Consider the following 13,756-nt stretch of genomic DNA (forward strand, 5'->3'; position numbering starts at 1 on the left):
CATGCCTGCTGACCATGCCGTACCGGTCGTGACCGACATGCGCGTCGTGCCGGTCGCCGGGCACGACTCGATGCTGCTCAACCTCAGCGGTGCGCACGGCCCGTTCTTCACCCGCAACCTGGTCATCCTCACCGACACGACCGGGCACGTCGGCGTGGGGGAGGTGCCCGGCGGGGCGGCCATCACCCAGACCCTCCGCGACGCCCACGACCTGGTGGTCGGCCGCCCGATCGGCCGGTACCACGCCGTTCTCGGCGAGGTGCGGCGCCGGTTCGCCGACCGCGACGCGAGCGGACGCGGTCAGCAGACCTACGACCTGCGCACCACCATCCACGCCGTCACCGCCCTGGAAGCGGCGTTGCTGGACCTGCTTGGCCAGTACCTGGAGGTCCCCGTCGCCGCGCTGCTCGGCGACGGGCAACAGCGGACCTCGGTACCGACCCTGGGGTACCTGTTCTTCGTCGGCGACCGCACCCAAACCGATCTGCCGTACCGCGCCGCCCCGGACACCGCCGACCCCTGGCTGCGGCTGCGCGACGAACCGGCCCTGACACCGCAGGCCATCGTCGCCCAAGCCGAGGCCGCCCAGGCCCGCTACGGGTTCTCCGACTTCAAGCTCAAAGGCGGGGTGCTGCCCGGCCGGCTGGAGGTGGAAGCGGTGGCCGCGCTGGCCGCCCGATTCCCCGACGCCCGCATCACCGTCGACCCGAACGGCGGCTGGCTGCTGCACGACGCCATCGCGCTGTGCCGGGGCCTGAACGGAGTGCTCGCGTACGCCGAGGATCCCTGTGGCGCCGAGGGTGTCTACTCCGCTCGCGAGACGATGGCCGAGTTCCGGCGCGCCACCGGACTGCGTACCGCCACCAACATGGTCGCCACCGACTGGCGGGAGCTGGGACACGCCGTCCGCGCCAACGCGGTGGACATCCCGCTCGCCGACCCGCACTTCTGGACCATGAGCGGGGCGGTGCGCGTCGCCCAGGTCTGCGACGCGTGGGGCCTGACGTGGGGATCCCACTCCAACAACCACTTCGACGTGTCGCTGGCCATGTTCACCCACGTCGCCGCGGCGGCGCCGGGCGACATCACGGCCATCGACACGCACTGGATCTGGCAGGACGGCCAGCGGCTCACCACGAACCCGCTGTCCATTCGCGACGGTGCCATCGAGGTGCCGACCGCACCGGGACTCGGCGTCGAGCTCGACCTGGAGAAGGTCGAGGCGGCGCATGAGCTGTACCTGAAGCAGGGCCTCGGCGCCCGTGACGACGCCGTCGCCATGCAGTACCTCATCCCGAACTGGACGTTCGACCCCAAGCGACCCTGTCTGTCCGCCCTCTACTAGGAGTCGTCATGAGTGAGTCCTATACCCGTCGCCGCGTCCTGGCCGCCCTCGCCGCAGTGTCCGTCCTGCCCGTCGCCGCTTGCGGCGGCGTGAAGGGCGGCAGCGACGACGCCGGCAGCGACTACCCCACCCGGGCCGTCAACTTCACCGTGCCGTTCGCGGCCGGCGGCAGCGGCGACCTGATCAGCCGCGCCGTCGCGAAGGCCGCCGAGAAGCCGCTCGGGCAGTCGATCGTCATCGCCAACAAGCCCGGTGCCAACGGCGCCGTCGGCGGCAAGGAGGTGCTGGCCTCGTCGCCGGACGGATACAACATCGCGCTGGCGGTCAAGTCGCTGTTCGCGATCACGCCACTGGTCGTCGAGGATCCCACCGCGATCCAGCCCGACAAGATGGAGATCGTCACGACGCTGGTCCAGGAGGACTACGTCCTGGTCGTCAACGCGCAATCGCCGTACCAGACGGTCGAGGACCTGGTGAAGGCGCCATCGGTGAAGTACGCGACCGCGGGCGTGGGCACCGGCGGCCAGCTGTCGCAGGCGCTGCTGTTCAAGGGCGCCGGCACCAAGGCGACCGACGTGCCGTTCGACGGTGGCGCGCCCGCGGTGACGGCACTGCTGGGCAAGCAGGTCGACGCCCTGTCCGGCTCCCTCGCTGAGACGATGGAGCACATCAAGGCCGGCAAGCTGCGGCCGCTGGCCATCTTCTCCACCGAGCGCAGCGAGTTCCTGCCCGAGGTGCCCACCGCCAAGGAGAAGGGCTACGACGTCGTGGTCGACCAGCGACGGTTCATCATCGCCCCGGTCGGCTTGCCCGAGGCGGTCTCCACCAAGCTGGAGCAGGCGTTCGCCGAGGCCCGCAAGGATTCCGCCTACGAGACGTTCCTGAAGGACAACTACATGGAACGCTGGGAGGTCTCCGACGAGGAGGCGCGCCAGCACCTGAAGGACTCGGCCGCGCAGTTCGAGTCACTGGCGCAGAAGTTCGGCCTCACCTTCAAGTCATGACCGTCGACCAGTCCACGCCAACCGAGGCGTCCGACGAGCCGCGCGATGAGGACGGGCCCCCGACCGGGGGCCCGGCCCTGTCCGCCATCGCCGGCGCGATCCCCGTCGCGCTCGGCCTGGCCACCCTCTGGTACGCCCGCGGCCTCGGATTCGGCGCCCTCGCCGACCCCGGACCGGGGCTGTGGCCGAGCATCGTCGCGGTGCTGCTGATCGCCACCGGCGCCGGCATCGCGGTCCGCGCCCGCACGGCCCGCGACACCGAAGCCTTCACCAGGGGTACGACGGCCGTCGTCATCGGCGCGGCCAGCCTGGCGATCTACGCCTACCTGTTCGAACTGATCGGTTTCGAGATACCGACCCTGCTGCTGCTGGCACTGTGGCTGCGGTTCCTGGGTGGGGAGAGCTGGCGTATCACCGCCGTGGTGTCGGTGCTGGCCACCGTGGCCGCGTACCTGCTGTTCATCACCGGGCTCGGCGTGCCGCTGCCGCACCTGATCGGGAGCTGACATGGACTTCGGTTCCGTGCTGTCCGGGTTCGAGGTCGTGTTCGAGCCGCAGAACATCCTCTACTGCCTGATCGGCGTGACGCTGGGCATGCTGGTGGGCGTGCTGCCCGGCCTCGGACCGGCCGCCACCATCGCGATCCTGCTGCCGATCACGTACAACATCGAGCCGACACCAGCCGTCATCATGCTCGCCGGGATCTTCTACGGCGCCCAGTACGGCGGCACCATCACCTCGGTCCTGCTCCGGCTGCCCGGCGAAGCGTCCACAGTGGTCACCGCCTTGGACGGGCATCAGATGGCACGGCAGGGCAAGGCCGGATCCGCGCTCGGGATCGCGGCGATCGGCTCGTTCATCGGCGGGACCGCCTCGATCGTCCTGTTGACGTTCATCGCCCCGCTCGTCGCCGACGCCGCACTGGAGTTCGGGCCAGCCGAATACACCGTCCTGGCGCTGATCGGCATCTTCCTGGTCGCCACCCTCGGAAACGGCGCGCTCATCAAGAGCGTCGCGGCCGCCGGTGTCGGGCTCCTGCTCGCCACGGTCGGCCTGGACCCGCTCGTGGGCACTCCGCGGTTCACCTTCGGCAGCGACCAACTGGCCGACGGCATCGACTTCGTCATCGTCGCGATGGGCGTATTCGGCGTCGGCGAGATCCTCTACAACCTCGAACACCGACTGCGGCCACAACCAGCGGTGCTCTCCTTCGGCCGCGCCATCCCGCGACGGCCGGAGTGGCTCCAGTCCCGGATGGCGATCCTGCGCGGCTCGATCGTCGGTTTCGTCCTCGGCGTGCTGCCTGGCGGCGGCGCCACGATGTCCTCGCTCGTCGCGTACGCCGTGGAGAAGCGCTCCGCCAAAGACCCGTCCCGGTTTGGCAAGGGCGCGATCGAGGGCGTCGCCGGCCCGGAAAGCGCCAACAACGCCGCGGCGACGTCCTCGTTCATTCCGCTGTTGACGCTCGGCATCCCCGCCAACGCCACCATGGCCGTCCTCTTTGGAGCGCTGCTGTTGCAGGGCATCCCGCCCGGACCGCAGCTGATCGTCGACCACCCCGACGTGTTCTGGGGCGTTGTCAACTCCATGTACCTGGGCAACATCATCCTGCTGCTGCTCAGCATCCCGCTCATCGGCGTGTTCGTGCGGCTGCTGAAGGTCCGCGCGGGCATCCTGGCGCCGCTGACCGTGCTGGTCACGATGATCGGCGTCTACAGCATCAGGAACAACGCCTTCGACATGTTCCTGGTCGTCGGGCTCGGCATCCTCGGGTACGGCATGAAGAAGCTCGGCTTCGAACCCGGACCCTTCGTGCTCGCCTTCGTGCTCGGCAAGCTCCTCGAAGCATCGTTCCGCCGGTCGATGCGCCTGTTCGACGGCGACGTCCTCGGATTCTTCCAGCGTCCGGTATCGGCCGTCCTCGTCGCCGTGCTGGTGCTGACCATCGTGGTCATTCCCGTCCTGCGCATGGTCCGCAACCGCCAGGCCTCCCTCACTCCAGCAGAACGGAAGTCATGACCACCCACCGCATCGACAGCGTCCGGCTCGGCCTTGTCCGGCTGCCACTCAAGACGGCGATCAGCGACGCCAAGGTGTTCACCGGCAGGCAGAAGCCGCTGACCGAGGTCGCCGTGCTGGTCGCCGAGATCGCCACGTCGGACGGGTACCAGGGCCTGGGGTTCAGCTACTCCAAACGCGCCGGCGGCCCCGGACTGTACGCCCACGCCCGCGAGGTCGCGCCGGAGCTCATCGGCGAAGACCCCAACGACATCGCTCGACTGTGGACAAAGCTGGTGTGGGCAGGCGCGTCCGTCGGACGCAGCGGCCTGGCCACCCAGGCCATCGCCGCGACCGACATCGCGTTGTGGGACCTCAAGGCAAAACGCGCCGGCCTGCCGCTGGCCAAGCTGCTCGGCGCCCACCGCGACGCCGTGCGCTGCTACAACACCTCCGGCGGTTTCCTGTCCACGCCGCTGGACGAACTGCTCGACAACGCCGAAGAGTCGCTGTCCCGCGGCATCGGCGGCATCAAGATCAAAGTTGGTCAGCCCGACGCGAAAGCCGACCTGCGACGGCTGGCGGCCGTACGGGAGCGGCTCGGCGACGAGGTGACGCTCATGGTCGACGCCAACCAGCAGTGGGACCGCGCGACCGCCCAACGCATCGGCCGCACCCTGGAACAGTTCAACCTGGAATGGATCGAGGAGCCCCTCGACGCGTACGACGCCCAGGGCCACGCCGCCCTCGCCGCCTCGCTGGATACACCCATCGCCACCGGTGAGATGCTCACCAGCGTCGCCGAGCACTGGACACTGATCCAGGCGGGCGCGGCGGACTTCGTCCAACCCGACGCGCCGCGGGTCGGAGGCATCACCCCGTTCCTGCGCGTCGCGGCCCTCGCCGACCACGCGGGACTGCGCATGGCGCCCCACTTCGCGATGGAAATCCACCTGCACCTGGCCGCCGCGTACCCGCACCAGCCGTGGGTCGAACACTTCGAGTGGCTCGAGCCCCTCTGGAACGAACGCCTCGAACTGCGCGACGGCCACATGCTCGTACCGCACCGCCCAGGACTCGGTCTGACCCTCAGCGAGTTCGCCGCCGCCCACCGCACCGACGAGGTGGAGATCACCTCCTGACGCAGGAAGGACCCTCGATGAGCGTGTTGCTTGGCTACCTGCCCACCCCGGAGGGAAACGCGGCTTTCGCGTTCGCGCTCGCGGAGGCGGCAAGACGATCTACCGACCTCATCATCGTCAACTCCGCCCGCGCCGGCGCCCACGTCGATCCGGCCCTCGCGAGCCAGACCGACCTGGACCAGCTCCGCGCGGAAAGCGCCGCGGCGGCCGTGGAGCTCAAAATCCGGCAGCCCGTCGACGGACACTCCGCCGCCGATGACCTCATCGACGCCTCCGGCGAGCCGGGCATCGAGGTAACCGTCATCGGGCTGCGGCGCAGGACCGCCGTCGGCAAGTTCGTCCTCGGCAGCAACGCCCAACGCGTGCTCATGGAGGCACACACGCCCGTGCTGACCGTGAAGGCGTGATCGCTCATGAGACGACGACCCGTCGCCACGGCCTGCGTGCTGGCTTTCGCTTTTGTGGCCACGCCCGTGTCGACACAGGCAGCGCCCCGCCCACACGATGAGAAGTCCACAGTGGAAGTCGGGTTCGTGGTGGGTGAACCCGTCCTGCGCGCGGGCGCGGAAGGCACGCGGGTCGCGGTGCCGGTACTCACCGGCGGGCAGCGCAAGTGGGTGGTTACCCGAGCCGTCTCGGAGTCGGCGGCGGCGACGGTCCAGAGCTCGCTGGCACCGGGAGCCCTCGTCGACTACCGCGTCTCCAGCGGAGCTGTCATCGTGCCGCCGAACCCGTCCGCGACCTTCCACACCGTGCTCACGAAAGCGAGCACGCCTGTCTTCGACGCGAAAAAGTACGGGCCCGAGCTGGCACCTCACGACGGTCGGCCCGGCGACCTCGTCGCGGCCGGCTGGGTCTACGGCAAGCGCACCGGGCAGATCACCATCGGGGACGGGCGAGTGGTCACCCACGACATCGCCGGTCGGAGCCTGCGCAAGCTAGACAAGCGATACGAGGAGACCTACCGGGTCGACCGCGACGTCGAGGTCTACGAGGTGAACACCGCGGATCTGGCGCTGTCGCGCCCCTCGTCGTTCGACCGGATCCCGGTGACGAAAGACTACGAATACGCCACGACCGACCGGCAGGCCGCGTTCGTCGTCTTCGACCGTGACCACCGGCAGGCCGACTCGGCGAAGGTCCGCGCCATCTACTACTTCACACCGCGCGACACCTCCGACGGCCTGCCCGTCTGGGACGTCCCCACGCAGAGTTCCCTCCTCGCCGACAAGGGCGTCGACCCGGTGTCCGGCCGCCGATACGTCGACATCGTGGCCACCGGTGTCAGCCAGGCGCCGTACACCCGCAGCACCGAACCGTTCGAGATCGTCAAGGACACCCTGTTCTACGTCGGTGACAACGAGGTGGCTCTCTACCTGCTCAACGCCGACATGGGAACGTCGAAGCGGTCAGACGACCGGCTGGTCCTCATCGACAGTGGCTGGCCCAACAGCGGCTACCAGTACTGGAAGAACATCGAACGCGTGGGCTTCGACCCACGCGAGATCACCGACGTGCTGCTCTCACACGCCCACCTCGACCACTACGGCACCACGCAGGAACTCGTCACCATGATCGAGAACGCCGGCGGCGAGGTCACCCAACACGCCTCGCGCGAAGACGTCCAGGGCATCCAGCACGACGGACTCGGAAACCCCTGGAACATCCCGCCGGCGCTGCCAGCCAGTCAAACGTTGTTACGCGAGCGCTCCACCTACTACACCTACGACACGTTCATCGACTACGGCAACGTGCGGATCATGCCCGTGCCGACCCCGGGACACACCGTGGGTACGACCTCCTTCGTGTTCGACATCGAAAATCCGGACGGCGCGGGCCGCCTGACCTTCGGCTTCATGGGCGGTTACGGCTTCAACGGGATGGAGCGGGTGACGGCGACCAACGGGTTCCGCCGGCTGAGCTTCCAACTCGGCCTGTCCTGGCTCCAGCAGCGTGTCGACGTCGAATACGTCACGCCCTCACACACGAACCAATACCCCATCGTCGAGGTGTACCAGGCACTCAAGGCATACCACAACGACCCCGCCAACCGGGGACGCCGGCTGGACATGCTCGACGCGCTCACCACCGGAGAGTTCGTCAACTTCAACGAAAAGCGTTATGCGGTCGCCACCCACGCCCTCAGCGATACGCAACCCAACTACCAGAGCATCGAGACCTACGGACCGTTCAAACCCGGCCGGGAGGACGGCGTACGAGACGTCGCCGTCACGCTGCTGGACGGCGGCAAAGTGATCCGCGGATACGACAAGCACATGAACGTCAACCCCAAGATCCCCCTGCTCGAAGACGGCATCGTCATCGAAAGAGACAGCTACGTCCACGACCCGCAGGGCTACTACGTACAGTTCTACGCCGACGTGCTCGACTCGTATGGCGGGTTCCTGCCAGGTGGCGGCCCGGTGGAGTCATACCGCTCCACCCCGGGATCCCCCGAGATCCTCCGGACCCAGCGGTTCAGCAGCCGCACGGAGGCGGAGGCGGTACTGGCGAGCGTGGCGGCGGGCGGCACCTACCGCGTGGACCTCACACCCGCCAGCGCGATCGTCATTCCGCCCACCGGCCCCGTCTTCGAACCTGTCACCCCCTAGCAACGCAGGTCACTGTGGGCGGGTTGTTGGCCCCGTTCCAGTTGCCGATGAATCCGAACGTCGCGGTCTGGCCGGGTGACAGCGCGCCGTTCCAGCCTTCGTTGACGACGGTGTACGGACTGCTTCCGGGGATCGTGGTCCGGCCGCCCCAGATCTGGGACAGGGTTTGGCCGTTGGCGAAGGTCATGGTCACCGTCCAGTTCGTGGTGCCGGTCGTTCCCGTGTTGGCGACCCGGACCTCGCCCTGGAAGCCGCCGCTGCCGGTGCCCCACTGACCTATGCGCGCGAACGTGGCCGAGCAGCCATCCGTGCCCGTCGGCGACGGCGAGGTCGTCGGGGGCGGCGGGGAGGTGGTGGTAGGCGGGGTCGTGGGCGGCGGCGGGGTCGTGGTGCTCGGTGGACCGGCGGGGTCGGCCACGAGGATGCCGCGCCCGTCGGTGCCGAGGTACACCCGGCCGTAGACGGTCGGGTCACCGGTGATGGCCTGGCCGGCGTTGCCGTACTGGTGCTGGTCGTCGTTGATCCGTACCCAGCTGACCCCGGTGTCGTCTGACCGGTACACGCCGCGGACACCGTCGATCGTGGCCATCGTGTACAGCGCCCGGTTCGTGCGGCCGGGAGCCGGCGCGCCGAATCCGATGCTCACCGCGCTCGAGCTCGCCGCGATCTTGCTGAACGTCGAGCCGGAGTCGGTCGAGTGGTAGATACCGGTGTCGCTGGCGAGCCAGATGTCGCCCTCGATGCCGGGCATCGCCTTGAACTGGCCGGTCGAGCCGAGGCCGGTCGCGGCCGCGGTGAAGCTCTGCCCGCCGTTGGTGCTCACGTAGAACGTGCCGCCCGAGAACCCGTAGAACTTGTTCGGGTTGACCCGGTCGGCTTCGACCCGGGCCTGGTTGGGCAGGCCGCTGGACTGGCTGAAGGAGCCGCCCACACTGGTGGAGAAGAACACGCCCGCGTTCTCGCTGCTCCACACGACGCGGCTGGCGCCCGCGTTCATGGCCACGTGGCCGCGTTGGGCGCCGTTGGGCACGCTGCCGGTGTACCAGTTCGCTCCGGCGTCGGTGGAGTACGCGATGTTCGCCGAGTTCGTGCGGTCGGTCTGGCCGACGCGGACCATCCACGTCGGATTGCCCTCGGCGTAGTCGAGGCTGGTGACTGCGCTCATGAAGGGCGTGTACATCAGTGCCGGGACGGCATCGAGTTTCGCGTGCCGGAACCCGCCGATGTCGAGCAGGCCGGAGAACAGCGGCCCGCTGGGGTGGCTCACCAGATCGGCGACGACGCTCGACTCCATGTTTCGCACCATCGGCGTGAGGTTTACCGTGCCGCCGGTGTCCAGCGCCGTCAGGTTCGTCGTGCCGTAGACCGAGGCGCCGCCGTACATCATCCGGTCGGAGTTGAACGGGTCGATCTCCAGCGCCTCGGTCATCCAGCCGAGCTTCGGTGCCTGCTCCGGCGGCGAGGGCTGGGCGGCGTACGTCAGCCACGGCACCGAGCTGATATCGAGGTTGTAGTTGTTGGTGCGGTTCGAGCCCGCGAAGTCCCAGAAGGACCGCCACGTCGCGCCGGCGTCGGTGCTGCGGAAGATGAACGTGTCCGGCCACCACGAGCTGTAGCCGGTGACCATGATCGTGTTGGTGGCCCGCTTGTCGATGGACAGGCCGGAGAAGCCGTACCAGTTGTCGCCGCCGCCCGGCGTGGGCGGGGTGATGTCCGTCCAGGTGCCGGTGGAGATCTGGTACCTCGACACCTTGCCGGTGCCGCCGTCGTACGGCCCGCCCTTGTCGCTGGTCGCGATGTACAGCGCGCCGCCGGCGACCTCGCCCTGGTGGGCGAAAGCACCGACCGGCTGGCCGGCGACCCGCTCCCATGTGGACCCGCCGTTGGTGGAGCGGTACACGGTGTTCTGCAGGTCCGCCACGCCAACGTAGATGCCGGGCGTCGTACTGCCGGAGGTCCCGCTGGCCTTGTCGAACGCGACCCACACCACGCCCTGGTTGAACGTCAGGTACCCGTTGGTGTCGGCCGGGTCCTGCACATAGTTGCCGGCGTTGGGGAAGTTCGTGACCTGCGACCAGGTCACGCCCGCGTTGGTGCTGCGCCACAGGCCCTGACCGGCCTCGGCCCCGAAGTACAGCACGTTGTTGTTGTTCGGGTCCACGGCCAGGCGTTCGCCCATGCCCCGTCCGGGCATGTTGCCGCCCACCTTGAACGGCAGCTCGGTGACCTGCCACGTGGTGCCCCGGTCGGCGGAGCGCAGGATGGCGCCGTTGTTGGGGTCCCAGCTGTTCAGGTACATGCCCGCGGCGGCGTACACCCGGGCCGGGTTGACCGGGTCGCTGGCCAGGCTCAGCACGCCGTTCCAGCCCCAGTGGTCCCAGCCGACCCAGTCCAGCATGGGCGTCCAGGCGCTCGTGCTCTGGTTCCACCGGTAGGCGCCGCCGACGTCGGTGCGTGCGTAGATGAGGTTCCGCTCGGTCGGGTTGAAGACGATGCCGGAGACGAATCCACCCGCGTCGAGGCGGACGTTCTTCCAGGAGTACGGCACGGACACGGCGGCGCTGGCGCTGGGCACGTTCATCGTGACCAGAGCGACCGCCGTCGCGGCCGCGGCCAGCGCGACCGACAGCGCGCCAGCGAGGTTGTTGCGCAAGGGAGTCTCCTTCGGAGCCGAGGGTGGCCCCGGCCGATGCCCGACCGGCCGGGGCCACCGCCGCCGTGGTGTTACGCGTACGGGTTCTGGGTGAGCAGGTGGGCTTTGTAGCCCTCGCCGATGCCGGGTTCTGGTGTGCCGGCCCAGTCCTTGATGAGGACGGCGCCGGTGGTGCAGCCCCAGGGCGTCCAGGTCCACGGCAGGTATCCGATGCCATGCGCGTCGGCCCAGGTGACCAGGCGTTGCATGTAGTCGAAGCCGCAGTTGTCCTGGCCGAATTCGCCGGTCACGACGGGTACCTGCTGCGCGAGCGGGGCGATCTGGGTGTCCCAGCAGGTCTCGGTGGCGCAGGCGTTGAAGCTGTACGCGTGCCAGGACGCGGCGATGTTGTTCAGCGGGTCGTTCGGCTTGTACGCCAGCCATTCACGCATGTCGTTGGTCCATTCCAGGCCGCTGACCATGAGGATGTTGGTGGCGCCGGTGGCGCGGACCGCGTCGACGAGGTCTTGCATGCCGGCCACCTCGTAGGGGATGCCGGTGCAGGTGCCGCCGTCGCGCAGGCACTGCCAGCCCAGGGTCTTGTTCCATTCGGCGGGCATGTCCGGGTAGGGCTCGTTGAACAGGTCGAAGACGACGGCGTCGTTGCCCTTGAAGGCGTTGGCGACACCGGTCCAGAACTGCGGGGTGTACCGGGCGTCGGGCATCGGCTTCTGGCAGACGGCGGCCTCGTCCTTGCAGTGCCAGTCCGGGCTGTTGGTGTAGGCGCCCCAAGTCCAGTGCAGGTCGAGGATGACGTTGATGCCGTTGGCGACGAGCAGGTTGACGTACTCCTTGATGCCCTGCTGGTAGGTGGCGCCGCTGGGTGAGCCGTTGACGCCCAGCCAGCATTCCTCGTTCAGCGGGATGCGGACGGCGTGGATGTTCCAGGTCTTCATCGCGTTGACGGAGGCCTGGTCGACCGGGCCGCCGTCCCACAGGCCCTTGCCCTGTACGCAGGCGAACTCGCTGCTGGAGCGGTTGACGCCCAGCAGCCGGTACGGCTTGCCGGCTGCCGTGACGATCTTGTTGCCCGACACCTTGAGCTTCGGTGCGGGCCCGGTGGGCGGGGGCGTGGTGGGCGGTGGACTGCTGGGCGGGGGTGTGGTGGGGTTCGCGGTCGGTGTGGTCACCGAGCCGGTGCAGGTGGTGCCGTTGAGCGCGAACGACGCCGGCACCGGGTTGGCGCCGTTCCAGGCGCCGACGAACCCGATCGAGGTGGACCCGCCGGTGCCCAGTGAGCCGTTCCAGCCCATGCTCGCGGCGGACACGCGGGCGCCGGACTGCGTCCAGGTCGCACTCCACCCCTGCGTGACTTTCTGGGTGGCGTTAGGGAAGTCGAACGTGAGGGTCCAACTCGTGACGGCCGAGCCGAGGTTGGTGATGGCCACGTTCGCGGTGAAACCGCTCGGCCACTGGCTCTGCACCGTGTACGTAACCGAGCAGCCGGAGGCGGCCGCCGCGGCGGGAAGGGTAGCCACAGCCATGCCACCCAGTACCAGCGCGCCGGCGGTGCCGGCCGCTAGTAGTGCATGACGATGTTTCATCTGATCTCCTCGGTATCGTGAGAGATCGATGGGAGCGCTGCGCACATCCTTTATTAGGTTGGTTACGAAAGTCAATACGCGGCATAGCCGAGGCTGGATACTGCGAGAGCTGCCGGGAGCAGCGCGGCGACGAGTAAGTAAAGTAGCCTGGCAAAGCGACGGACGGAGGGGGAGACCGTGGCGACGAGCCCGATCTGGGCCAGCCGGCCGAAGACGCGTGGCCGGGTCCTGGATCTGATCCGGGCGGCACGCACGATCACCCGGATCGAGCTCGCCGAGGCGACGGGTCTGACCGGTGCCACGATCTCCGAGGTCGTGCGCGAGCTGATGGGAGACGGCCTGGTCGTGGAGGCCGGCCGGGGCGCGCCGACCGGCGGCAAGCCACGCACGCTGGTCCAGCTCAACCCGCTGGCCCGCTACAGCGTCGGCGTCCAGCTCGAGCGCAACACCTGCGTGATCGTCGTGGTCGACCTGGCCGGCCGGCAGGTGGCCCGCACCTCGTTTCACGGTGTGGCGCAGATGCCCCCGCAGCAGGCGCTGCCGCTGGTGGCCGCGCAGGTCGACGCGCTGCTGACCACCGCGGCCGTGGATCGCGACAAGGTGCTGGGCGTCGGTCTGGTCAGCTACGGCCCGCAGGACCGGCGCGCGGGTGTGCTGTTGACACCGCAGCCCACCGACGCCTGGCTCGACTACCCGGTCGCGCGGCGGCTCGCCGAAAGCCTCGGGCTGCCGGTACTGCTCGACAACGACGCCGCGGCGGCCACCATCGGCGAGTACTGGCTGGGTGCGGTGGATCCGCGCAGCACCTACGGCTGCATCTACATGGCCAGCGGGATCGGCGGCGGTGTCGTGGTCGCCGGTGAGCTGTACCGGGGCAGTTCCTCCAACAGCGTGGAGATCGGCCACATCTCGATCGACGTCAACGGCGAGCAGTGCCCGTGTGGCAACGTCGGCTGCCTGGAAAACTACGCCGGCCCGTCGGCTCTGGTCCGGCAGGCCCTGGCGACGCCAGGTCTGGCCCAGCGGCTGGCGCTCAACCCGACCGACGCCGATTTCCTCAGCGAGTTCGCGCGGATCGGCGCCGCCGCGAACGCGGGCGATCCCGCCGCCCGCGGCCTGCTTGAGCAGTCGGCCCGCTATCTCGGCTTTGCCGCCGTCACCATGGCGAGCCTGTTCGACGTGGACGCGATCGTGCTCGCCGGACCGAGCTTCGCGGTGGCGGGCTCGATCTACCAAGCGGTGATCCAGCAGGAGGTCGACCGCCGTACGTTCGCCCGGCGTGCGCATCGGGTGCGGGTGGTGCCGTCGGTCAACGGGTCGGACGCGGCGGCGATCGGCGGGGCGGTCCTGGTCCTGCAGAGCGAGCTCACCCTGGGTCATCCCCGCCAGGAGGACGCGCGACCAGTACCCGCGTCCTGA

10 protein-coding genes are annotated in these 13,756 nt (G+C 68.8%); 8 read left to right on the forward strand and 2 right to left on the reverse strand.

Features of this window, described 5'->3' with window-relative positions:
* Nucleotide 1 precedes the first annotated feature (1 nt).
* Genes QMG73_RS03275 through QMG73_RS03305 form a run of 7 tightly spaced genes read left to right on the forward strand, consistent with a single transcriptional unit; the run spans nt 2 to nt 8,101 of the window.
* Nucleotides 2–1,345, forward strand: a complete 1,344-nt coding sequence (locus tag QMG73_RS03275) for an enolase C-terminal domain-like protein (protein WP_281892339.1) — start codon at nt 2–4, stop codon at nt 1,343–1,345.
* 8 nt (nt 1,346–1,353) lie between these two features.
* Entirely contained in the window at nt 1,354–2,349 is a 996-nt protein-coding gene (locus QMG73_RS03280) for a Bug family tripartite tricarboxylate transporter substrate binding protein (protein ID WP_281892340.1), read from the forward strand.
* On the forward strand, nt 2,346–2,855 hold the full coding sequence (locus tag QMG73_RS03285) for a tripartite tricarboxylate transporter TctB family protein (protein ID WP_281892341.1): 510 nt from the start codon (nt 2,346–2,348) through the stop codon (nt 2,853–2,855). The genes QMG73_RS03280 and QMG73_RS03285 overlap by 4 nt, the downstream gene beginning before the upstream one ends.
* 1 nt (nt 2,856) lies before the next feature.
* Entirely contained in the window at nt 2,857–4,368 is a 1,512-nt protein-coding gene (locus QMG73_RS03290; protein ID WP_281892342.1) for a tripartite tricarboxylate transporter permease, read from the forward strand.
* Entirely contained in the window at nt 4,365–5,489 is a 1,125-nt protein-coding gene (locus QMG73_RS03295) for an L-talarate/galactarate dehydratase (protein WP_281892343.1), read from the forward strand. The genes QMG73_RS03290 and QMG73_RS03295 overlap by 4 nt, the downstream gene beginning before the upstream one ends.
* A gap of 17 nt (nt 5,490–5,506) precedes the next feature.
* On the forward strand, nt 5,507–5,896 hold the full coding sequence (locus QMG73_RS03300) for a universal stress protein (RefSeq protein WP_281892344.1): 390 nt from the start codon (nt 5,507–5,509) through the stop codon (nt 5,894–5,896).
* 6 nt (nt 5,897–5,902) lie between these two features.
* Nucleotides 5,903–8,101 (forward strand): MBL fold metallo-hydrolase, encoded by a 2,199-nt coding sequence (locus QMG73_RS03305; RefSeq protein ID WP_281892345.1) that lies wholly within the window; start codon nt 5,903–5,905, stop codon nt 8,099–8,101.
* Here the strand turns inward: QMG73_RS03305 and QMG73_RS03310 are convergent.
* Nucleotides 8,091–10,754 (reverse strand): cellulose binding domain-containing protein, encoded by a 2,664-nt coding sequence (locus QMG73_RS03310; RefSeq protein ID WP_281892346.1) that lies wholly within the window; start codon nt 10,752–10,754, stop codon nt 8,091–8,093. The genes QMG73_RS03305 and QMG73_RS03310 overlap by 11 nt on opposite strands.
* Before the next feature lie 71 nt (nt 10,755–10,825).
* A complete protein-coding gene (locus tag QMG73_RS03315) occupies nt 10,826–12,337 on the reverse strand; it encodes a cellulase family glycosylhydrolase (protein WP_281892348.1) in 1,512 nt (503 codons plus the stop codon).
* 177 nt (nt 12,338–12,514) lie between these two features.
* On the opposite strand from QMG73_RS03315, the gene QMG73_RS03320 reads away from it, so the two are divergent.
* Nucleotides 12,515–13,756, forward strand: a complete 1,242-nt coding sequence (locus tag QMG73_RS03320; RefSeq protein WP_281892349.1) for an ROK family transcriptional regulator — start codon at nt 12,515–12,517, stop codon at nt 13,754–13,756.

Source organism: Phytohabitans aurantiacus, from assembly GCF_027923225.1.
GTDB classification, from domain to species: domain Bacteria; phylum Actinomycetota; class Actinomycetes; order Mycobacteriales; family Micromonosporaceae; genus Phytohabitans; species Phytohabitans aurantiacus.

Bases quoted from the DNA above. Each gene is read 5' to 3' on its own strand.
- QMG73_RS03275 (WP_281892339.1), top strand. From the start codon at position 2: ATGCCTGCTGACCATGCCGTACCGGTCGTGACCGACATGCGCGTCGTG.
- QMG73_RS03280 (WP_281892340.1), top strand. From the start codon at position 1,354: ATGAGTGAGTCCTATACCCGTCGCCGCGTCCTGGCCGCCCTCGCCGCA.
- QMG73_RS03290 (WP_281892342.1), top strand. From the start codon at position 2,857: ATGGACTTCGGTTCCGTGCTGTCCGGGTTCGAGGTCGTGTTCGAGCCG.
- QMG73_RS03300 (WP_281892344.1), top strand. From the start codon at position 5,507: ATGAGCGTGTTGCTTGGCTACCTGCCCACCCCGGAGGGAAACGCGGCT.
- QMG73_RS03295 (WP_281892343.1), top strand. From the start codon at position 4,365: ATGACCACCCACCGCATCGACAGCGTCCGGCTCGGCCTTGTCCGGCTG.
- QMG73_RS03285 (WP_281892341.1), top strand. From the start codon at position 2,346: ATGACCGTCGACCAGTCCACGCCAACCGAGGCGTCCGACGAGCCGCGC.
- QMG73_RS03305 (WP_281892345.1), top strand. From the start codon at position 5,903: ATGAGACGACGACCCGTCGCCACGGCCTGCGTGCTGGCTTTCGCTTTT.
- QMG73_RS03315 (WP_281892348.1), bottom strand. From the start codon at position 12,337: ATGAAACATCGTCATGCACTACTAGCGGCCGGCACCGCCGGCGCGCTG.